General features: G+C 71.5%; 13 protein-coding genes. 7 read left to right on the top strand and 6 right to left on the bottom strand.

Annotation, left to right across the window (positions count from 1 at the left end):
* Positions 1-38 precede the first annotated feature (38 nt).
* Genes AQJ64_RS37430 through AQJ64_RS37405 form a run of 6 tightly spaced genes read right to left on the bottom strand, consistent with a single transcriptional unit; the run spans position 39 to position 12,133 of the window.
* A complete protein-coding gene (locus tag AQJ64_RS37430) occupies positions 39-8,180 on the bottom strand; it encodes a type I polyketide synthase (RefSeq protein ID WP_059203359.1) in 8,142 nt (2,713 codons plus the stop codon).
* 12 nt (positions 8,181-8,192) lie between these two features.
* A complete protein-coding gene (locus tag AQJ64_RS37425) occupies positions 8,193-9,689 on the bottom strand; it encodes a class I adenylate-forming enzyme family protein (RefSeq protein WP_055634612.1) in 1,497 nt (498 codons plus the stop codon).
* A complete protein-coding gene (locus AQJ64_RS37420) occupies positions 9,686-10,234 on the bottom strand; it encodes a hypothetical protein (RefSeq protein ID WP_055634613.1) in 549 nt (182 codons plus the stop codon). The genes AQJ64_RS37425 and AQJ64_RS37420 overlap by 4 nt, the downstream gene beginning before the upstream one ends.
* On the bottom strand, positions 10,231-11,373 hold the full coding sequence (locus AQJ64_RS37415) for a beta-ketoacyl synthase N-terminal-like domain-containing protein (protein WP_099053980.1): 1,143 nt from the start codon (positions 11,371-11,373) through the stop codon (positions 10,231-10,233). Before AQJ64_RS37415 ends, AQJ64_RS37420 begins: the two co-directional genes overlap by 4 nt.
* Positions 11,370-11,864: a 3-hydroxyacyl-ACP dehydratase FabZ family protein gene (locus AQJ64_RS37410; protein ID WP_055634615.1), complete on the bottom strand. Its 495-nt coding sequence runs from the start codon at positions 11,862-11,864 to the stop codon at positions 11,370-11,372. Before AQJ64_RS37410 ends, AQJ64_RS37415 begins: the two co-directional genes overlap by 4 nt.
* A complete protein-coding gene (locus AQJ64_RS37405; protein ID WP_059203358.1) occupies positions 11,861-12,133 on the bottom strand; it encodes an acyl carrier protein in 273 nt (90 codons plus the stop codon). The genes AQJ64_RS37410 and AQJ64_RS37405 overlap by 4 nt, the downstream gene beginning before the upstream one ends.
* 997 nt (positions 12,134-13,130) lie before the next feature.
* Between AQJ64_RS37405 and AQJ64_RS37400 the strand changes: the two genes are divergently transcribed.
* From AQJ64_RS37400 to AQJ64_RS37370, 7 genes are all read left to right on the top strand, one after another.
* Positions 13,131-13,991, top strand: coding sequence for a LuxR C-terminal-related transcriptional regulator (locus AQJ64_RS37400; protein ID WP_055634616.1), 861 nt, complete (start codon positions 13,131-13,133; stop codon positions 13,989-13,991).
* A gap of 105 nt (positions 13,992-14,096) precedes the next feature.
* On the top strand, positions 14,097-15,989 hold the full coding sequence (locus AQJ64_RS37395; protein WP_055634617.1) for a ThiF family adenylyltransferase: 1,893 nt from the start codon (positions 14,097-14,099) through the stop codon (positions 15,987-15,989).
* Between the two features lie 418 nt (positions 15,990-16,407).
* Positions 16,408-16,887 carry an SRPBCC family protein gene (locus tag AQJ64_RS37390; protein WP_055634618.1) on the top strand — a complete coding sequence of 160 codons (480 nt, stop codon included), beginning with the start codon at positions 16,408-16,410 and terminating at the stop codon, positions 16,885-16,887.
* A 55-nt stretch (positions 16,888-16,942) separates the two neighbouring features.
* Entirely contained in the window at positions 16,943-18,202 is a 1,260-nt protein-coding gene (locus AQJ64_RS37385) for an aspartate aminotransferase family protein (RefSeq protein ID WP_055634619.1), read from the top strand.
* A 43-nt stretch (positions 18,203-18,245) separates the two neighbouring features.
* Entirely contained in the window at positions 18,246-19,292 is a 1,047-nt protein-coding gene (locus AQJ64_RS37380) for an SDR family oxidoreductase (protein ID WP_055634620.1), read from the top strand.
* A 24-nt stretch (positions 19,293-19,316) separates the two neighbouring features.
* Positions 19,317-19,772, top strand: a complete 456-nt coding sequence (locus AQJ64_RS37375) for a hypothetical protein (protein WP_055634621.1) — start codon at positions 19,317-19,319, stop codon at positions 19,770-19,772.
* Positions 19,769-20,746, top strand: a complete 978-nt coding sequence (locus tag AQJ64_RS37370) for a bifunctional lysylphosphatidylglycerol flippase/synthetase MprF (protein ID WP_055634622.1) — start codon at positions 19,769-19,771, stop codon at positions 20,744-20,746. Before AQJ64_RS37375 ends, AQJ64_RS37370 begins: the two co-directional genes overlap by 4 nt.
* Position 20,747: the final 1 nt, after the last annotated feature.

Here is a 20,747-nt window from a genome sequence, read left to right as displayed (position 1 = left end):
GGGCTTGGTACGGGTGGGTCCGTTCTGCGGCCGGGGCGTCATTCGGCGTCCTCCGCGGAGAGCGCCATCGCGACGAGTTCGTCGAGGCTCGCAGCCCTGATGTCCTCGATGCCGGCGTGGTCGTCGTCGCCGGGGGCGGTCTCGATCCCCGCGATCTGGAGGAGGGTGTCGAGCAGCCCGAGTTCGCGCAGGCGCGCGAGCGGGATGGCGGCGATGGCCTTCTGGATCCGGGTGTCCTCCGGCGCCTGAGCCCCGTCGTCGCCGGATCCGGGGAAGAGTTCTCCGTCGAGGTGGCCGGCCAGCGAGACCGGGGTCGGATGGTCGTAGGTGAGGGTGGCGGGCAGTTGGAGCCCGGTGGCGGTGGTCAGCCGGTTGCGGAGCTCCAGTGCCGTCAGCGAGTCGAAGCCGGACTCCCTGAACGGCTGGTCGGGGGCGAGGGGTGTGGTCGCGTCGAGACCGAGGACGGCGGCGGCGTGCGTGCCGATGAGGGACTGCAGCCGGCGCAGCCTGAGGTCGGGTCCGAGATCGGCGAGGTCGGCCCGCAGATCGGGGGCCGGTGCGGACACGCTGGCCGCCCGGCGGGTGCCGGCCGCGGCGGTCAGTCGCTCCAGCAGGGGGTGCAGTGTGCCGTGAGTGCTGTTGATGCGCAGCGTCTGCTGGTTGAGGGGGGTGGCGGTGACCGCCGCGTACGGCAGTTCCAGGGCGGCGTCGAGCAGGGCGTGGCCGTACTCGGCGGTGATGGGCGCGAGGCCGGTCCGCGCGATGCGGGTGTTGTCGGCGTCGGTGAGGGCGCCGGTGAGCCCGGTCACCGGCTGCCACCAGCCCCAGGCGACCGAGGTGGCGGCCAGGCCCTGGCGGCGGCGGTGACGGGCGAGGGCGTCGAGGAAGGTGTTGGCGGCCGCGTAGTTGCCCTGGCCGGGGTTGCCGAGGGTGCCGGCGGTCGACGAGTACAGGACGAAGGCGGCCAGGTCGAGATGGCGGGTCCGCTCGTGCAGATGCCAGGCGGCGTCGACCTTCGGGGCGAACACCCGGTGCAGGTCGTCGGAGGTCAGGTTGGGCACGGTGGCGTCCGCGAGGACGCCCGCGGTGTGGAACACCCCGGTGAGCGGATGTTCGGACGGTATCGACTCGAGGAGGCCGCGCAGCGCGTCCGGGTCGGCGGCGTCGCAGGCGGCGATCCTGACCTGTGCGCCGAGTCCGGTCAGTTCGGCGCTGAGCCGGTCGGCTCCGGCCGCGTCCGGTCCGCCCCTGCTGGCCAGCAGCAGGTGGCGGGCGCCGTGCGCGGTGACGAGGTGCCGGGCGAGCAGTCCGCCGAGAGTGCCGGTGCCGCCGGTGATCAGGACGGTGCCGTCGGGGTCCAGGGGGCGGGGCAGGGTGAGCACGATCTTGCCGGTGTGGCGGGCGTCCCGCATCAGCCGGAAGGCGTCGGCGGCCTGCCCGATCCCGTAGGCCGTGACCGGCAGTGGCGTCAGCACTCCGCTGTCGAACAGGCGGCGCAGCTCGGCGAGGATCTCCTCGGTGCGTTCGGGGCTCGCGCTGTCCCGCCGGTCGAAGGCCCGGTAGGCGAGGTGCGGGTGGGTGGCGGCCAGCTGCCCGGAGTCCCGGATGTCGGTCTTGCCCAGCTCGATGAACCGGCCCCCGGCGGCCACGAGGTCCAGTGACGCGTCGGTGAACGGGCCCGCCAGGGCGTTGAGCACGACGTCCACGCCGCGCCCGCCGGTGACCTCCCGGAAGCGTTCGGCGAAGTCGAGCGTGCGGGAGTTGGCGATGTGCTCCTCGGGATAGCCGAGGCCGCGCAGGGTGTCCCACTTGTCGGGGTGGGCGGTGGCGAGGGGCACCGCGCCCAGATGGCGGGCGAGTTGGGTGGCTGCCTGACCGACGCCACCGGCGGCGGCGTGGATCAGGACCCTCTCGCCGGGCCGGATTCCGGCGAGGTCCACGAGGGCGTGGTAGGCGGTGACGAAGGCCACGGGCACACTGGCGGCCTCGGCGAAGGACCAGTCGTCCGCGATCCGGGTCACCATGCGGCGGTCGGCCACGACGACGGGGCCGAAGGCCTTCTCCGTGAGGACGGCGACCCGGTCCCCCACGGCGAGGTCCACGCCCGGCCCGGCCTCGGTGACGACACCGGCGGCCTCGGCCCCGGAGTCGTGCTGGACGGCGATGAGACCGAGGGCGGCGGCGGTGTCGTAGAAGTTGACCCCGGCGGCCCGTACGTCGACCCGGACCTGGCCGGGCCGCAGCGGGGCGTCGGCCTCGGGGGCCGGCAGCAGGGCGAGGTCGTCGAGCCCTCCGCCGCCGGTGGTGTCCAGCCGCCACAGGGGTGTGTCGGCCGGAGGGGTGAGCAGCTCGGCCGGGGCGGTCCGCGCCAGATGGGGGACGTACGCCCGACCGCCCCGGACGGCCGACTGCGGGTGACCGGCGGCCAGTACGGCCAGGAGCGCGGCCGAGGTGTCGGGGTGGCGGTCGGTGTCGATCAGGACGATCCGGCCGGGGTTCTCGTTCTGGGCGCTGTGCAGCAGGCCCCACGCCGGGCCGTGGACCAGGCTCGGCAGGTCGTGGGGGCCGGTGGCGACGGCGCCCCGGGTGACGACCGCCAGCACGGTCCGGGTGAGCTTGTCGTGGGCGAGCCAGGTCTGGAGGAGGTCCAGGATCTCCTGGCACCGGGCGCGCACGGCGTCGGGCAGGTCCTTCATGTCGGCCGGGTCAGGTGCGGGGAGCGCCCAGACGACGGTCCCGGGCGGCGTGACCCCCGCGTCGACGGCCGCGGTCAGCTCGGACAGATCGGCGTAGCGGGGCACGTCGCCGAAGGCGGCGGCCGGTTCGGGGCCCGGGGCGAGCAGCGCCCACGTACCGGTGTCGCCGAGGCCGACCGGGTCGGTGGGCGAAGCGGTCCAGTCGAGGCGCAGCAGATCGTGCTCGGGACCGGTGCGCACCAGGCGGCGCAGATGGTCACCGGCCGTGGCCCGCAGGGTGAGCGCCTCGACGGTCAGAACGGGGGCGCCCGTGTCGTCGGTGGCGGCCACGGCGACGGTGTCGGGCTTGACGAGGCGCAGATGAACGCGCAGCCGTGTGGTGGCGGTCCCGGTGTGGGTGATGCCGCCGAAGGTGAAGGGCAGCCTCGGCCCGGTCCGCCCGTCGGCCGGGTCGGCTGCGGTGTCGGGCACGGCGATCGGGTGCAGCGCGGCGTCGAGCAGCGCCGGGTGCAGGACGTGGCCGGTGGCCGCGAGGCCCTCGGGCAGGTGGACCTCGGCGTAGAGGTGCTCGCCCTGGCGCCAGGCGGTACGCAGGCCGCCGAAGGCCGGGCCGTAGTCGTAGCCGGCCGCGGCGAGACCGGCGCGCAGGGCGGCCAGGTCGATCGGGTCGGCGTCGGCGGGCGGCCAGGGGAAGGGGCCGGTCCCGGGGGGCGGCCCGGACGGTTCCTCGCTCAGCCGGGCGGTGGCGTGCAGGGTCCAGGAGGGCGGGGCGGGGTCGTCCGTGCCGTGGGTGCGGGCGTGCAGGGTCAGCGGCCGGTGGCCGTGCTCGTCGGTCGGCCCGATCCGCAGCTGCAGGTCCAGGGCGTCCTGCTCGGTCAGCACCATCGGGGCGTGGAGGGTCAGTTCGGCGATGTGGGGGCTGCCCGCCAGACGGGCCGCGTGCAGGGCCATGTCGACGTAGCCGGTGCCGGGGACGAGGACGACTCCGGTGGCCGCGTGGTCGGCGAGCCAGGGCTGGGTGTCCAGGCCGACCCGGCCGGTCAGCAGCAGTCCCTCGCCGTCGGGGAGGTCGATCACCGCTCCGAGCAGCGGGTGCTCGGAGGTGCGCTGCCCCGCCGTCGCCACGTCCGGGGTCGGCGCGGCGGTGAGCCAGTGGCGGCGGCGCTCGAAGGGATACGTGGGCAGGTCGACATGACCGGCCGTCGGGTGCCCGGCGTTGTGGTCCAGGGCGTGGCCGTGGGCGTGCAGACGTGCCCTGGCGGCGGCGAGGGTGCCGGTCTCGGGCTTGGCACGGTGCAGGGTGCCGGTGACGAGCGCGGTGGTGTCGAGGGTCTCCTCGATCGGCGGCACGAGGACCGGGTGCGGGCTGCACTCCAGGAAGGTGCGGTGGCCCTGCCCGGCCAGCGACCGGAGGGTGTCGGTGAGGCGGACGGTGTTGCGGAGGTTGGCGTACCAGTACGCCGTGTCCAGCGAGCCGCCGTCGAGCGGGCCGTCCTGGAGGTGGCCGTCGACCGTGCTGTGGAAGGCGACGGTGGTGGGCCGGGGAGTGATGTCGGCGAGCCGTTCGAGGAGGCCGTCGCGGAGGGGGTCGATGTGCCGGGAGTGGCTGGCGTAGTCGACGTCGATGCGCCGGGCCCGTATGCCCTCGGCCTCGCAGTGGCGCAGCAGGTCGGTCACGGCGTCGGTGTCGCCGGCGACGACGGTGGAGGCGGGGCTGTTCACGGCGGCGACGCCGATCCGGCCGTCGTACGCGGCGAGGAGTTCCCCGGCCCGGTCGGCGGGCAGACCGACGGTGGCCATGGCGCCGGTGCCGGACAGCTCCACCAGGGCCTGGGCGCGCAGGGCGACCAGCCGGGCCGCGTCGGGCAGGGCGAGGGCACCGGCGATGTGGGCGGCCGCGATCTCGCCCTGGGAGTGCCCCACGACGGCGTCCGGGACGACACCGAAGGACTGCCACAGGCGGGCCAGCGAGGTCATCACCGCGAACAGCGCGGGCTGGACGACGTCGACCCGGTCGAGGGCGGGTGCGCCCGGCACGCCGCGCATCACGTCCACGACCGACCACCGTGTGTACGGCCGCAGCGCCTTGTCGGCGCGGTCGAGGGCCTCACGGTAGACCGGGTACGCGTCGTACAGCTCCATGCCCATGCGGGGCCACTGCGAGCCCTGGCCCGGGAAGACGAACACGACCTTCCCGGGGCCCGAGGCGGGCACCGCGCCCTGGACCAGGCCGGGGTGGTCCCGCTGGTCGCCCAACGCGCCCAGCGCGTCCAGGAGTTCGTCGCGGGAGCGCCCCCAGGCGACGGCCCGGTGGGCGAACCGGCTGCGGGTGGTGGCCAGCGCGTGCGCCACGTCCACGGGGTCGAGGTCGGGCCGGCCGACGAGATGGCGGCGCAGCCGGGCGGCCTGGGCGCGCAGCGCCGTCCCGGTCTTCGCCGACACGGTCCACATCACCTCGGTGGACGGGTCGGCGCGGCGCTCGGAAGCGAGGTTCGCGGGGGCGGGTGCCTGTTCCAGGATCAGATGGCTGTTGGTGCCCGAGACACCGAAGGAGGACACGGCGGCGCGCCGGGGGCGGTTGTCGGCCTCCGGCCAGTCCTGCTGTTCGGTGAGCAGCCGGACGGCGCCGGAGGACCAGTTGATGTGCGGGGAGGGCGCGTCGATGTGGATGCTGCGGGGCAGTTGCCCGTGCCGGAGGGCCATCACCAGCTTGATCAGGCCCGCCACGCCAGCGGCGGCCTGCGTGTGGCCGATGTTGGACTTCACCGACCCCAGCAGCACCGGTCGTTCCTCGGGCCGCTCGCGTCCGTAGGTGGCCAGCAGGGCGTGGGCCTCGATGGGGTCGCCGAGGCGGGTTCCGGTGCCGTGGGCCTCGATCACGTCGATGTCCTGCGGTGTCAGCCCGGCGTTGGCCAGAGCGTGCCGGATGACCCGCTGCTGTGCGGAACCGCTGGGCGCGGACAGGCCGTTGGAGGCGCCGTCCTGGTTGACCGCGCTGCCCCGGATCACCGCCAGGACAGGGTGGCCGTTGGCCCTGGCGTCCGACAGGCGTTCCAGCACCACCATGCCGACGCCTTCGGCGAGGCCGATGCCGTCGGCGGACGCGGAGAAGGCCTTGCAGCGGCCGTCGGGGGAGAGGACCCGCTGCCGGGAGAACTCGACGAGCACACCGGGGCCGGACATCACGGTCGCCCCGCCGGCCAGCGCCAGTTCGCAGTCGTGTTCGCGCAGTGCCTGGCAGGCTTGGTGGATCGCCACGAGGGAGGAGGAGCAGGCGGTGTCGAGGGTGATCGCCGGCCCTTCGAGTCCCAGGGTGTACGCGACCCGGCCCGAGGCGACACAGAGCGCCGTCCCCATGAAGGCATGGCCGGCCACGTCGTCGGAGGCCTGGTGGAGGCGGGGGCCGTACTCCTGGGAGATCACCCCGGCGAAGACCCCGGTGCTCGTGCCGCGCAGGGTGTCGGGGTCGATGCCGGCGTGCTCGATCGCCTCCCACGACACCTCGAGCAGCAGCCGCTGCTGCGGTTCCATCGCGGTCGCCTCACGAGGCGAGAGCCCGAAGAAGCCCGCGTCGAAGTCCGCGGCGTCGTACAGGAAGCCGCCGTTGCGGGAGGAGATCTTCCCCAGTTCTCCGGGGGTGGGGTCGTACAGGCCGTCCGTGTCCCAGCCCCGGTCGGCGGGGTGCTCACCGATCACGTCACGCCCGGCCGCCACCAGGTCCCACAGGGATTCCGGGTCGGTCACCCCGCCCGGGTAGCGGCACCCGATGCCGACGATCGCGATCGGCTCGTCCGACGGGCCGCGGCGGGTGCGCGCGTCGGCCCTCCCGGCCGCCGGGTCCTCGACCGCGAGGCCGAGTTCGTGCCGCAGGTGCTCGGCGAGCGCCGCCGGTGTGGGGTGGTCGAAGACGAGGGTGGATGGCAGGTCGAGGCCGGTGGCCGCCGCGAGGGCGGCGATCAGCTCGACCACGCCGAGCGAGGTGAAACCGATCTCCAGGAAGGTCTGGGTGCCCGCCGCGAAGCCGTGCCCCAGTACTCTGCCGGTCTCCGTGGCGATCAGGCCGACGAGTGTCTCGCGCTGTCCGTCCGGCGAGGCGTCCCGGAGCGCGGTGGCGTCGAGCAGGCCGGCGGGCTCGGTGCCCGGAGTCTGCCGCTGCCGGTCCGCGTCCGCGTCCGCCTGCGCCGGCTCCGCATCCGTGTGGGTCACCGTCACCCGAGGCCGGCTGACGAGCCGTTCGTACGCCGTCTCCCAGCTGACCGGCACCCCGTTGACGAACGCGTGGGTGAGCGCCTGCAGGAAGCTTTCCCGGTCGCTCTTGCGGTGGTCCAGTGTGGGGATGACCGCGCCGGTGACGCCCGCTGCCCGGAGGGTCTCGCCGATGACCGTGGTGAGCGTGGGATGGGCGCTCACCTCGATGAAGAGCCGGTGGCCGTCGTCGATGAGCGCGCGTACGGCCTGCTCGAACAGGACGGTGCCGCGCATCGACCGGTACCAGTAGTCGCCGGTCAGGCCCGTGTCGTCGAGCCGCGTACCCGTGGCGGTGGAGTAGAACGAGACGCGCGACGGGCCGGACGGCGCGTGCGGCGCCTCCTCGGCCATCAGCTCCCGCAACCCGTCCACCTGGGGCGAGTGGCCGGCGACATCGATGCCGGGCACCTTCCAGGCCCAGATCCCCTGCTCGGTGAGCTCCGCGAGGAGCTCCTCCACGGCGTCGGTGTCCCCGCTGACGGTCACGTTCCGGGCGCTGTTGACGGCCGCGACACCGAGCCGGCCGCTCCACCGGCCGATCAGCGGGCCGATCCTGTCGACGGGCGCGGCGATCGACGCCATGGCGCCCCGGCCCTCGATACGGGTCAGGGCCGTGCCGTACAGCACGAGCAGCCGGGCGGCGTCCTTGGTGTCCAGCGCTCCGCAGGCGTGGGCGGCGGCGATCTCGCCGACGGAGTGTCCGACGACCGCCGCCTCCGTCAGCCCGTGGGCGCGCCAGGAGTCCGCGAGGGCCGAGGACAGGGCGAACTGGACCGGCTGGATGGTGCCGAGCCGGGTGAGTTCCTCTCCGGCGGTGAGCGCGGCGGCCGGGTCCCAGCCGTCCAGACGGGCGGACAGCGCCCTTCCGTAGGTCTCGACACGGTCCCTGAACCCGGGTGAGGAGGCGAGCAGTTCCGTCGCCATGCCGGGTTGGACGGCGCCCTGGCCGGGGAAGACGAGGACCGGTCGCCGGGCCGTGCCGGCGGTTCCGGTGAGGACGCCCCGCATGGGGCGGCCCTGGGCCAGAGCGGTGAGTCCGCGCAGGAGTCCGTCCCGGTCCGTCGCGAGGACCGCCCCGCGGTGGTCGGCGTGGGCCGTCGTCAGCAGACGGTGTCCCAGATCCGGCAGCGCCTCGTCCGGTGTCGCCTCGACCTTCTCCCGGAGCCGGTCGGCCTCGGCCGCGAGCGCTTGAGGGGAATCCCCCGAGACAACCAGGGGTGGGTTCTGCAGTTCCATGGTCAGCCTTCGCTACTTGGCAACGGACTTGCGCCAGCCCAGGTGGGCGGCCGGGTGGACCAGCACACGGGCCGGCTGCTCGCTGCGGAGCAGGACCTTCGCGAGCCGCCGCCGGATCTCCTGGTCGTCGACGGAGTCGTCCGCGCAGTAGACGTCGAGGGTGAAGACGACATCACCCGCGTCGTTCTCGTGGGTCCACGCCTGTGCTCCCTGTACGCCGGGGAGCGTCTCGGCTATCTCGCAGACCGAACGCAGCGAGACCTTCTCCCCGCGGCTGATGACATAGCTCGGGCGCCGGCCGCGGAAGAAGAGATAGCCGTCGTCGTCCATCTCGAAGAGATCGCCGGTGCCGATCGCGGTCCTCACGGGGCCCGACGAGCCGATCGTGGTCCCGGTGTCCCCGGTGTCCCCGGTGTCCCCGGTGTCCCCGGTGTCCCCGGTCGCCGGCCCGCCGCTGTCCGGCCGTGCGCTCGTCTGCCTCCGCCCGACTCTGCGGAGCATCGCCGTGTCGGTTTCGACGATCAGCTCGCCGACCCGGTCCCCCGGGCTCTCCGCGTGCAGGCGGACCCCCACACCGGGAAGCGGGAGTCCCACCGAGGTGTGGCGCCGGGGCGGCTCCAGGTGGGCGGCCAGCGTGGACACGCGGGGGCCCGCCTCGGTGAGGCCGTAGGTGAGGTAGAGCTCCAGGCCGGGGTTGTGCGCCAGCAGGTCCGCCACGGACGAGGCACCGAACGCGTCACCGCCGACGGTGAGCCGACGCAGGGGCGCGGGAAGCGGGCGGCCCGCCCGGCGCCAGGTCTCGACCAGCGCCGGCGTCAGCGAGGACACCGTGACCCCGTACTCCTCGATGGTCCGCCGGTAGCTCGCCGGGGTGAACGGCGGGCCCGCGATCACCGCTCTGCCCCCGGAGACGAGGGTCCCGAGCAGCTGGGCGACGAACGCGTAGGAGTAGTGCATGGGGAGGTTGATCAGGACGGTGTCGTCGGTGGTCTGGCCGATCGCCCCCGCGTGGCGGGCCGCGTTGCGGAACAGGGAGTCGACGTGGTGCAGACAGCCGCTGAACACACCGGAGGTGCCGGAGGTGAGGAGGATGATCTCGCCGGGGCGGTGGGGGCGGGTGTCCGCACCGGACAGTGTCGCGAACTGGGCGATCCCGCCGATGGAGTGCGCGGCCTCGCCGTTCAGCAACTCGGCCGGGATGCGCGGCGCGACGATGGCGTCCGCTCCGAGGGCCCTGGCCATCCGTTCGATCCTGGACGGCGGAGCCGACGGTGGCAGGAGCGCCGGAACCGCGCCGTGGGCCAGCAGCGCGAGCACCACGGCGGTGAACGCCCCGCCGTTCGGCATCGCCACCATGACGGTCCGTCCGGGCTCGACGCCGAGCGTGCGCAGTTCGTCCACCACGGTGTCGAGGGTCGGGAGCCGCGCCTCGGGCCGGTCGGCCTGGACGAGGTGGTCGAGGAAGTGCTGTACGGCGCTCGCCTCGACGAGGGTGCCTACGGTCTTCACTTCAGTCCTGCCGTCGTGTCCGAGGTGAGGATCGTGCTGGTGACGCGGTGACCCGATGCGTCCGCCCGATGGGCCGTCACGATCACATGGGTTGCGGTGCCCTGGCGCAGCCAGGCACGGGCCACGGCCATCGCGGGTGGCAGGCCCTTCTCCGGGGCCATCGACAGGGTCATGGTGGGCCCGCTGAATCCGAGGAGCTGGGAGGGGAGGCTGCAGATCGAGGCCGGATTCGCCCCCGAGAAGCGCAGCGGCGAGATACGGGCCGTCGGAATCGCCTCGGCCAGTTGGCGCATGGTGTGCATGGTGCACTGATCGCTCACCGCGATGTGCCCCACGGCCTCCTTCACCGACGCGTCCGCCGAGGTGAGATCCCCGCCGTGCGCGCCGAGCGCCTGCTCCACCGCGTCGAGCACGAGCCAGGAGAGGGGGTCCGCGTAGAGGGACGCCTTCCGCTTCGGCGGGGCGGCGGACAGGTCGGGTGCGGTGGCGACACCTTCGCCGACGACTTTCATGCCGTACGTGTGCGGGGCGGCGGGTGCGTTCATGGCGTCGCGCTCCCCGGCCCCTGCAGGACGAGGCAGGTGTTGAAGCCGCCGAAGCCGAGCGTCACGCTGATTCCGTACCCCTGGTCGATCTTCATGGGCTGCTGAGCAGGCATCGGCAGACCGAGCTGGGGGATCGGCTCCCGGAGGCCGTGGACAGGGGGTGCCATCGAGGTGGCGAGGGCCTGGAGCACGGCGACCGCCTCGATGGCTCCTGTCGCGCCGAGGGTGTGCCCGAACGCCCCCTTGGTCGCGAACACGACCGGTGGACGGGGCACTTCGGCGAACAGACGGGCGTAGGCCCGGGCTTCCACGTCATCGTTCACCGGTGTCCCGGAGCCGTGTGCGTTGACGACGGAGACGTCCGCCGGGGTGATGTGGGCTGTGCGCAGGGCGCGTTCGACGGCGAGGACGACGTTCGAGCCGGACGGGTCGGGGGCGACGGCGCTGGCAGCGTCGTTCGACGAGGCCGCACCGGCGAGAACTCCGCGCGGGCGGATGCCTCGGGCACGCGCCCGCGCCGCGGGTTCGAGGACCAGGAAGGCCGCGCCCTCACCGAGAACCGTGCCGTTGTGCCGTGCGTCGAAGGCGCGCAGCCCGTCGGGGGCCATGGTGCCCAGACGTGAATGCCCCAGCCGCTTGCCGAGGGTGAGCACATCCGCCCCACCGCACACACACAACTCCGCAGCGCCTTCCTGAAGAAGGGCGAGACCGGTCAGGATCGCGTCCGACCCCGCGGAGCAGGCGGTGGTGACCGTCACGGGTTCCGCCGGCACTCCGGCGTCTCGCACGGCCGCTGCCGACCACTCGGAGAGGGAAGCGGTTTCCGCCAGGTCGAGATGAGCGCCGTAACTGGTTCCGAGGACCGGCAGGAGCGCCGGGTCGTCCGGCTCGATGCCCGCGTCCGCCAACGCCGCGGACAGCGTGGAGCGGGTAAGTTCGTGCTGGCGGTGCGATGCGGGGAAGTCCAGCGGAACGCCGGGCACGACGGCCGCCCGAGTGTTACGCAGAGGCAACGGGGAGGGGACGTCGGAGATTCCGCAGGCATCGTCGAGAAGTAATTCCCAAACCGGGTCCAGCGCCGATCCCAGAGCTGTGGTCCATGCCATTCCCGTGACCCAGATCCGGGAATCGGGGTTCACCACAGTTGCTCGCCCAGATCTGTGACCTTGGTACGCACCAGGCTGCCCCGGGTCATGGCGACCGGCCTGCCCGAGACCTCCGCCCGGCAGGCGAAGGTGAGGAAGTTTCCGCGAAGGCTCTCGCAGGTCGTGTTGAAGACGATTTGATCGCCGGGAACGACGACATGGGTGAACCTGGCTTTGACCGACCCGATCAGGGTGATTTCGTCGTCGGCCAGCGGTGAGGTGGACAGCTGGGCCAGAATGATTGCCGACTGGGCGATCGCCTGCATCATATGGCTGGCCGGGAAGATGGCGCGCTCGGGGAAGTGGCCGGAAATGGCGTCCGTCTGACCGGAGACGGCCATGAGGCTCTTCACGTATTCACCGGGCTCGTAATCCAGAATTCGGTCGAGGTACACCATCGGGTGGCGGTGCCGCAGCCAGCTCTTGAGTTCCGTGAATCCCATGGTCCTCGGCTGGCGCTCCGTGGCGTCGATCGTCTCGGTCATCGGCTGCCGGCTCCGTCCTGGATCGACTCGCCGAGGCGTGTCACCAGCCGCGTCAGGGCCCGCACCGAGGAGAAGTTCTCCGGTACGAAGTCCTCGTCCGAGATCCTTATGCCGAAGGCATATTCACACTGGGCGCGGAGTTCGGTGAATCCGAGCGAGTCGAGGCCGAGGACGTCCCGAAGGCCGTCGTCGAGACCGATCTCGGTTTGCGGAACGCTCACGAACAGGTCGTCGACCAGAATTCTCTTGATGGTTGCCTCAATGCTCACGAGCAGCCTCCAGGGTTGCCGACCGGGGCGGGCAGGGAAACGGCGTGGCCGACGCCCGCACTCCACCGGAAGAAAGCCCGGCCCCGGTCGCTCATGACGGCATGAATGAAGGCGCGCACAAGGGATCGGAAAACGGACGTCTCCGGTGAGAACGATGCGACCTTACAAGGTTCAAGTAGTGATCGGCGACTACGGAAACCCTTAGTACCCGTCAGTAAAATAGCCCAAATCGGACCGCCGCTCCGCGGAGCAGCGGGTGGTTTTCGGGGTCGTAAAAGCATGCGGATTTGCTACTGGTGGGTTTACAAATGCCGCCGGGCGCCGTCTGCCGGCACGCCTCCGGCCCGTTCGCTCATGGCTTCCGCGCACGTCCCTGGCATGCCGACGGCAAGTCGGGACGCCGCGTGGCACGCACAGCGCAGGGCATACCAATCGGCACGTGTCGCTGTACACAGTGACACCCTTGACCAAGTACCACTCCAACAAGGCAAACTGATCCAGCGTCACCCGTCGGGCGGCATTACGGCCCCGCTCGACGCTGTTCCCGGCCGCCCTGCGACGGCCCTCCGGGCAGGAGAGACACAGTCATTTCACCCCCACACACCAGCGCCGGCATGGTTCCGTCCGCCCTGTCCGAAAGCGTTTGTCGCCGGAGCCCCCGCAGCCCGGGTGCCGACGCCCCGGACGCCGACGGGCCCACGGCTGAGCACCGCGCTACTGCGCGACGGCCCCTCGGTACCCCCGGAGACCTCGTATGACTGCACCACCCCGGGCGGTCAGTCGGCTTTCCCCGACCCCCGTCCGACGGACGCGAACGCAGAGCACGGAACGACGTTCGGTCGGGCCGACAGCCCCGGCGTACCAACCGGTTCCCCCACACGGCCTCAGTTCCCCACACGACGGAAGAGACGAGGACGCCCCGTGCCGGGCGGTCCACCGGCGCCGGCCGAACGCGGCGCACCCGGGTCCCTTCCGGCCCCCCGAAAGAGGTACTGCCTTGTCCACCCTGCCCAAGGTCACGACCCTGGACCTGGACCCGGAGCTCCCCACGGCGAAACCCCGGGCCCTGCCGACACCCGACATCCCCTCGGCCGTCGCCGCGACACTGGGGATCGTCCATCTCGACGCCGAACTCCGGGTCGTGGAGGCCAACGACGCGTTCTGCGAGCAGCTCCGGCTCATACCCGCCGAGGTGCGGGGAGTGCCGCTGTCGCGGTTCTTCCACCCGACGGCCGGGGCGAGCCTCCAAGAACACTTCTCCCAGCTCGTCGCGGGGCGGCACGGTGACTTCAGTGTCCCCGTGACGCTCGTGGACGGGAACCTCAGGGACGTGGACTGCCTGGTCACGGGCATCGCGCTCAACAGCGTCCTGCATGTCTACTGCACCGAGTGCGTCGCGGTCGCACTCATCGTCCCGGACACCGTCCACAGCCCCCCGCTCACGCTGGCGGCGGCGCCCGCGGCGCTCGCCGAGGTGCCCGGCCGCGTTCTGGAAGGCGTGGCCGCCGGGCTCTCCACCCAGCAGCTGGCCTCACGGCTCGGCCTCAGCAGCCATGGCGTCGAATACCACATCAGCGCGATGCTGAAGAAGCTGAAGGCACCCAACCGCTCCGCTCTCGTCGCCCGCGCCTACGCGCTGGACATCCTTGTCCCGCACTGCTGGCCGCCCCGGGTCAAGCCCCAGTACATGGCGCGGTTCCAGGCCGGCACGTCCGCCTATGCGACAGCGGCCCCCGCGTCGGCGAACCGCACCCGGGTGTCGGCCCCCCGCCAGTCCGACGACCTCACCGAGGCGGGACGGCCCGCACCAGATCTCGCCGACGACGGCGACAGCCACTCGGAACAGGAACGCGCATGAGCCGGACACACCCCCGACCCACCTCCCACCACCGAGGCGCGAGGCCGCACGCCGCCGCCGTCGCGGAGTGGGCCCGAGGCGAGCGCCGAGCGAACGGAGCCGGTCATGGACACTGACACCCACCGGGCGGACATCGACACGGTGGCGGCCGGGGCCGAGGCCGTGAGCCGCAACGCCGACATCATCAGCGAACGGGAGCAGGCGGCGATACGCGCCGCGACTGTGCTGATCGCGGGGTGCGGCGGCGGTGGCGGGGTGGTCGAGCCACTGACCCGGCTCGGCGTACTGCGCTTCCGGCTCGCCGATCCCGACCGCTTCGACGTCTCCAACCTGAACCGGCAGGCCTGCGTACAGGCCGACGTGGGCCGCTCCAAGCCCGAGGCGATCGCCGACCGCGTGCGCGCCCTCAACCCCTCGGCCGACGTGACCGTCTACCCCCAGGGGCTGACTCTGGAAAACCTCGACGAGGCGCTCGACGGCGCCCACGTCGTCTTCGACGGAATCGACCCGACGATGTCGGCCTGGGTCAAGTACCAGCTGCATGAGCGGGCGGCCCGGCGCGGCATCCCCGTCCTGGCGGGCATGGACTTCGGCGGGAAGCCGACCCTGTACGTCTTCGACTACCGGCGCAATCCGGTGCCGTTCTACGGCAGGGCGAGCGCCGAGGCCCACCGCGAGAACCGCCTCTGGGAATCGATGCGGTGGACCGGTAGAACCCATGTCCCCAGCGACTTCCTGCCCATCCAGGCCGACCGGTTCGCCAACGGGGGCACCTGGCCGCAGATCGGCTACTGCGTCCTCGGCCTCGCCACACTGGCCACCAGGACGGTCGTGGACCTGCTGATGAACCGCAGGACACGGCACGTCGTCACGATGGACGTGCACGCCGCGGTCATGTCCCGCCCGGCCGCCCTGATGCACCGGGCGCGGATGCCGGTGGAGCTCGTCAGAACCCGTCGGGCGATACGCGCCGCGGCCCGGCGACCTCCGCGCCCGGAGGCGGCCGCGCCGCAGCCCCTGCGCCCGCTGCCCGAGCGGCTTGCCACGGTGCTCGGCGGCGCCCGGCTGGCCCCTTCCGCCTACAACGCACAGCCTTGGCGGTTCGAGCTCCTCGACGAACGCACCGTCCGGCTGGCACCCGACCCGGAGCGCTGGCCCGCCGCCGACCGGGACCCGCTGGGCTGGGCGGAGAGTCTCGGCTGCGCGCTGGGTTCCATGACCTACCTGGCCCACGGCGAGTGGGAAGCCCGGCCGGCCGACCAGGGCGAGGCGCACGAATCCATCGGCCGGTTCCACTGCGACCGCCTCCGCGACGATGTCCTCCCCCGGCAGGGAGCGCTCGGCCTGCGCGCCACCCATCGGGAGGACCTGCTGCGCACCCCTGTCGACCAGGCCACGGCGAAGCGGATCGAGCTGCTGTGCGCCCAGCGGAACCTCACCCTGGACACGGTCAGCGGGCCCACCGCCCTCGCCCGGCTCGCCCGGACGGAGCTCGACTCGGCCATGGCCGCCGATCCGGCGCGGGACGCCGAACTCCGGGCCTGGCTGCGCGAACGCGCGCGGAGCGAGAAGGGCCGCCGTTCCTTCGGAGACCCGAGCGACCTGCTCGACCGCTCGGGTGCGACCGGGGCTCTCGCCCGAGCCCTGACGAGCGAGGCGGTACCGCGCGCGCTGGCCCGCCCGCTGGGCTCGGCGGCGGCGAGCGGACGGGCACGGAGGCTGCGCAACTGCGGAGCCGTGCTCGTCCTGCGCGGTCCGCGCCGGACTGTCGCCGACCGTGTGGAAGCGGGAGCCACGCTGATGCACATCTGGCTCACCCTGACCGAGGCCGGATACGCGGCCCATCCGCTGCGGGGCGAGTTCGGCCGCCCCGCCGGACTCGGCCCCGACGGGGACAACGAGATTCTGGCGGTCCTGCGCACGGGACGGGCCACGACCACACCACTCCACCGGGTCACGCGCTGTCCGGTGGAGGCCTCCGTGCGGTGGGCCGAATAGCCACGCAAGCACGCAGCACCTGCCACAGGGCCGGGTGCGGGTCCTGTGCTCATCGAACCACTCCTGGTGGTACCGGCACGCCTGCGCAGGCGCTTTCAGGTCATTGTCGGCCGCACTTGGCCGATTAATTTCGCACCCGTGCCTGCATGACTTCCCCAAAAGGGTTTAAGGGTTCTCCTAGGCCCGCATATTGCTTCTTGACTGTTCAAGCAGCCTTGCTACGGTTAAGATCGTGATCTCGACCGCAGAGACCGCTCGTACCTCGCAATCCGGGTCAACAATTCACGCGTCGCAGTCGACTCTCCCCGCCTGGCCGGCCTCACGCTTGCGGCGTTTGATGGGCATCTCTCGGTGATAAAGCTGGTTGAATCCTGAAGCAATACCGGAACGGCATCTTCCGTATGCGTTTGGAGAATTGATGAATCACCCAGCGAGAGTCGAGGAGAGTATTCTCGTCACGGCTTCCGCGGAGTCCGCCTACCGTGCGGTGAGCAACGTCCGACGCATGGGTGAGTGGAGTCCCGAGTGTGTGGGTGTCTGGTCCCGGAGCCAACGGTTCGAGCCGGGAACGCGGTTCATCGGATGGAATCGCAAGCGCGTGTGGTTCTGGTTCACCTCGTGCACCGTCGTACGCGCCGAGCACGCACGCGACTTCGCCTTCACGGTGAGTACGTTCGGGATGCCGGTCGCGCTGTGGGGATACCGCTTCGAAGAGCAGGACTCCGGCTGCCTGGTGACGGAGTATTGGGAGGACCTGCGAACCGGTCGCAGCGCCCCGGCGGCCAAGCTCCTCGGCCTGGTCTTCACGGGCACCCCGCCCAAGCGCCGCACCGCGGTCAACCAGGAGGGCATGCGCGCCACGCTGGCCAGGTTCAAAGCGGTGATGGAACGAGCATGAGGCTTTGTCAGTGTGTCGCGAAAAACGATCCACCTTCCTGGAGACAAGTGCCAGAATGAATACATCCGTGATAGCCGACGGCATTTCCACCGACGATGCGATCGCCCTGCACCGTGCGCACCTGAGCAAAGGGCGCAGTCAACTGGCCGCTATGTTCGGCAGCCTTGTCGAGCAGTCCGCGTCCGGCGCCCGGGTCACCACCACCGATGGCCAGGAATTCCTCAATTGCGGCGGCTACGGAGTCTTCTTCACCGGAGCCGGGCACCCGCACATCGTTGCGGCGGTACAACAGCAGGCGGAAAGGCAGGCCCTTTCCACCCGTCTTTTCCTCGACCCCGTCGTCGGACTCGCCGCCCAGGCGCTGACTTCCGTCGCACCGGCCGGGCTCGAACGGGTCCACTTCTCCGGATCCGGTACCGAGGCCACGGAGACGGCCATCAAACTGGCCAGGGCCCACGGGAAGCGCCGGCTGATCTCGATGGAGAACGGCTATCACGGCAAGACCGTCGGAGCCCTGTCACTGACGGCGAAGTCGTTCTACCAGGATCCGTTCCGGCCGCTGCTGCCCGACGTGCACCACGTTCCCTTCGGTGACACCGCGGCGCTGGCCGCAGCCCTCGCAAGCGGCGACGGGGACTCCTGCGTCGTGCTCGAACCGGTACAGAGCGAGGCCGGTGTGATCATGCCGCCGCCCGGCTACCTCAAGGAAGTGGCGGCCCTGTGCCGCAAGCACAGCGCCTTCCTGGTGGTCGACGAGGTGATGACCGGACTGGGACGGCTGGGCGCCTGGTGGGGCTGCGATCTCGCCGAGGTGCGGCCGGACGTCCTGCTGATCGGGAAGGCCCTGTCCGGGGGCGTGGTTCCGGTGGCCGCAGCACTGGCCACCCCGGAGGCGTTCGCGCCCTTCGACGCCGATCCCTTCCTGCACACGTCCACCTACTCCGGGGCGCCGATCGCGATGGCCGCGGCACGCGCCACCATCGAGGTGATCCGCGACGAGCAACTGGTCGACCGGGCCGCCGAGACGGGCGCTCGGCTGCTGGAAGGCCTGCGCGCCATAGCTGCCGACCGGGCCCCGCAACTGGTCCGCGAGGTGCGCGGCGCCGGCCTGCTCATCGGCATCGAACTCGTCGACGCCAGCCAGGCCGGGGAACTGCTGCTGGAGCTGGTCGACCGTCACGTGGTGGTCAACCACTCGCTCAACGCGCACCCGGTCGTGCGCATCACCCCGCCCGCCGTCATCGCCCCCGACGAGGAGACCCAGCTGCTGGAAGCGGTGGACGGGGCGCTGGCGGCCATGGCGAAGAAGTTCTGAGACCGTTCACCCAGCCAACCCGACGCCTTGGAAAGACCACGACATGGCAACGTCGCACAAGACCGTCCTGCTCACCGGCGGCTCCGGAGTGCTCGGCACCGCGCTCATACCGCAGTTGCGGCACCACCGCGTGATCGCCCTGGCCCATCGAAAACTGCCCTCCGGCTGCGACCGGGTGGTGCACGCAGACGTCTCGCAGCCCCTGCTGGGCCTGGACGGCGCGACCTACCGCGAGCTCTGCGCCGAGGTGGACGTCGTGATCCACGCCGCGGGCATGGTGAAGTTCAGCAGCACCGCGGAGGAGATGGAAACCCTCAACGTGCAGGGCGCCCGCGGAATGGCGCAGTTCGCCGTCGACGCCGACGCGCCGCTCATCCACGTCAGCACGGCCTACGTCGCTCGCGCGGAGGAGATCAGGGCGGCAGGCGGAGACCAGAGCGGCCGGGCCGGCAGCAGTCCCTCGCTGTACGTGACCTCCAAGGTCGCCGGCGAGAAGATCGTCCGGGACAGCGGCGCCCAGGCCGTGATCGTACGCCCGTCGATCATCATCGGCGACTCCGTCACCGGCGAGATCTCCGAAACGCAGGGACTGCACACCTTCGCCCACAACGTCCTGCGCAACCGGCTGCCCTTCGTGCCCAGCGACCCCACGGGCTACGTCGACTTCGTCCCCCAGGACCTGGTGGCCCGGGCCGTCGTGACGCTGCTGGACCAGGACGTGCGGGACGGAGAGTACTGGATCAGCAGCGGGGCCCACGCCCTGACCTCCGCCCGCCTGACCGAAGTGATCATCGAAGAGGCGGCCGCCCAGGGCATCACGGTCAACCCTCTGCGCGTCCTCTCCCCCGACATCGTGGAACGCCTGGTGCGCCCCGCCTTCTTCGACGTGGTACCCGACTGGGCCAAGACGCGGCTCGACCGGCTGCTGGACATGACCGCCGTGCTCTTCCACGAGCACCCGATCCCCAGTTCGCTGACCGAGATCCCCGGCTGCGAGTCCGCGGCGGACGCCAAGGCCAGCGAGAACGCATGGCGGGCCTCCATCCGCCACATGATCCAGAACCGGTACAAGGTCTACGCCGCGGCCTGACCGCTCAGGTGTGGGAAGGAAACCATGAGCGCGGAGCAAGCCTTCGGGCACCCGCAGAACTACCGCACCACGCGGGCCGAATACCTCGGCGTCTTCGCCGTGGCCGCCGTCGCCTTTGTGTGGCACTTGGACGAGGTGCGCTGGGGACCGGCGATCCTGCTGTTCGCCTACATCGACATCATCGGCTACATCCCGGGCCTGATCGCGTACACCCTGTCCAGGGACGGGCGGATCCACCCGGTGTTCCACATCCTGTACAACATCATGCACACCTGGCTGTCCGCCGGCACGGTGATCCTGCTGTGGGCCTGGCTGGTGGGCCCGGAGTGGGCCCTGCTGGTCATCCCCCTGCACCTGTTCGGCGACCGCGGCCTGCTGGGCAACTACGCCAAGCCGATCGCCGAGCCGTTCGAGCACTTCGAGACCGGCCGCCAGAAGGCCTTCCACGCCGCACAGCAGGCGCAGGTGCAGCCCGTATGACGGCCGCGCAGCCGGGCGCGCTCGAGAGCATCACCACGTACGCCGACCACCCCAGCGGGTTCCTCGCCTACAACGACGGCGTGGAGCACTTCACCTCCGTGTCCGTGCCGGGTGTCATCTCCTATCGGCGGCGCGGCTCGACGGTGTTCGTCTTCGGCGGGCCGTTCGCGCCCACCGAGCACCGCGGCGCGCTCCTGGCGGAGTTCCAGGAGAAGGTGGTCGGCGGCCGGCAGCGGCTGGTGGCGGTCCAGGTCCGGGCTGCGGACCTGGACGTGTTCGCCGGACGCGACTGGACGGTCAATCAGCTGGGCAGCTCGTACAGCGTGGACCTGACACGCTTCTCGCTGAAGGGCAAGGCTCTGGCCAAGATCCGGCAGAACATGGCCCGGGCGAGACGGGAGAAGGTGTCGGTCCGCGAGGTGCCGGCCGCCGACCCGCCGCCCGAACTGGACGAGATCGACCGCCGATGGCTGCGCGACAAGGGCTGGCACGTCAAGCGGATGACCTTCCTGGTGGGCGAACGCACCGGCCGGGGCACCCCGCACCGGCGGCTGTTCGTGGCCGAGCGGGACGGGGCCGTGATCGGCTACGTCTCCTACTCGCCCGCGTACGGCAGCCGACCCGGCTGGCTGTACGACCTGACCCGGCGGACCCCGCAGGCATCGGTCGGCACGATCGAGCTGATCAATTTCGCCGCCCTGCAGACGTTCACCGAGGAAGGAGCCGAGTGGCTCCACCTGGGACTGACCCCGTTCGCCGGGCTGGGCGACGAGCCCGCCAACGCCAGCCCGGCACTCAGCCGCATGGTGCGGCTGATCGCCGAGCGGGGCACATTCGTCTACCCGGCCCGGTCCCAGCAGGCGTTCAAGCTCAAATGGGCGCCGCAGGTGATCGAACCCGAGTACGTGGCCTTCGGAGGCGGACCCCGGCCGTCTTCCCTCTGGCAACTCTTCCGCATCACCAACGCAATCTGAT

It is taken from the genome of Streptomyces griseoruber (assembly GCF_001514205.1).
In the GTDB taxonomy this organism is placed as follows: domain Bacteria; phylum Actinomycetota; class Actinomycetes; order Streptomycetales; family Streptomycetaceae; genus Streptomyces; species Streptomyces griseoruber.
The sequence above is the reverse complement of the archived record's forward strand: the minus strand, read 5'-3'. Positions and strand labels throughout refer to the sequence as shown.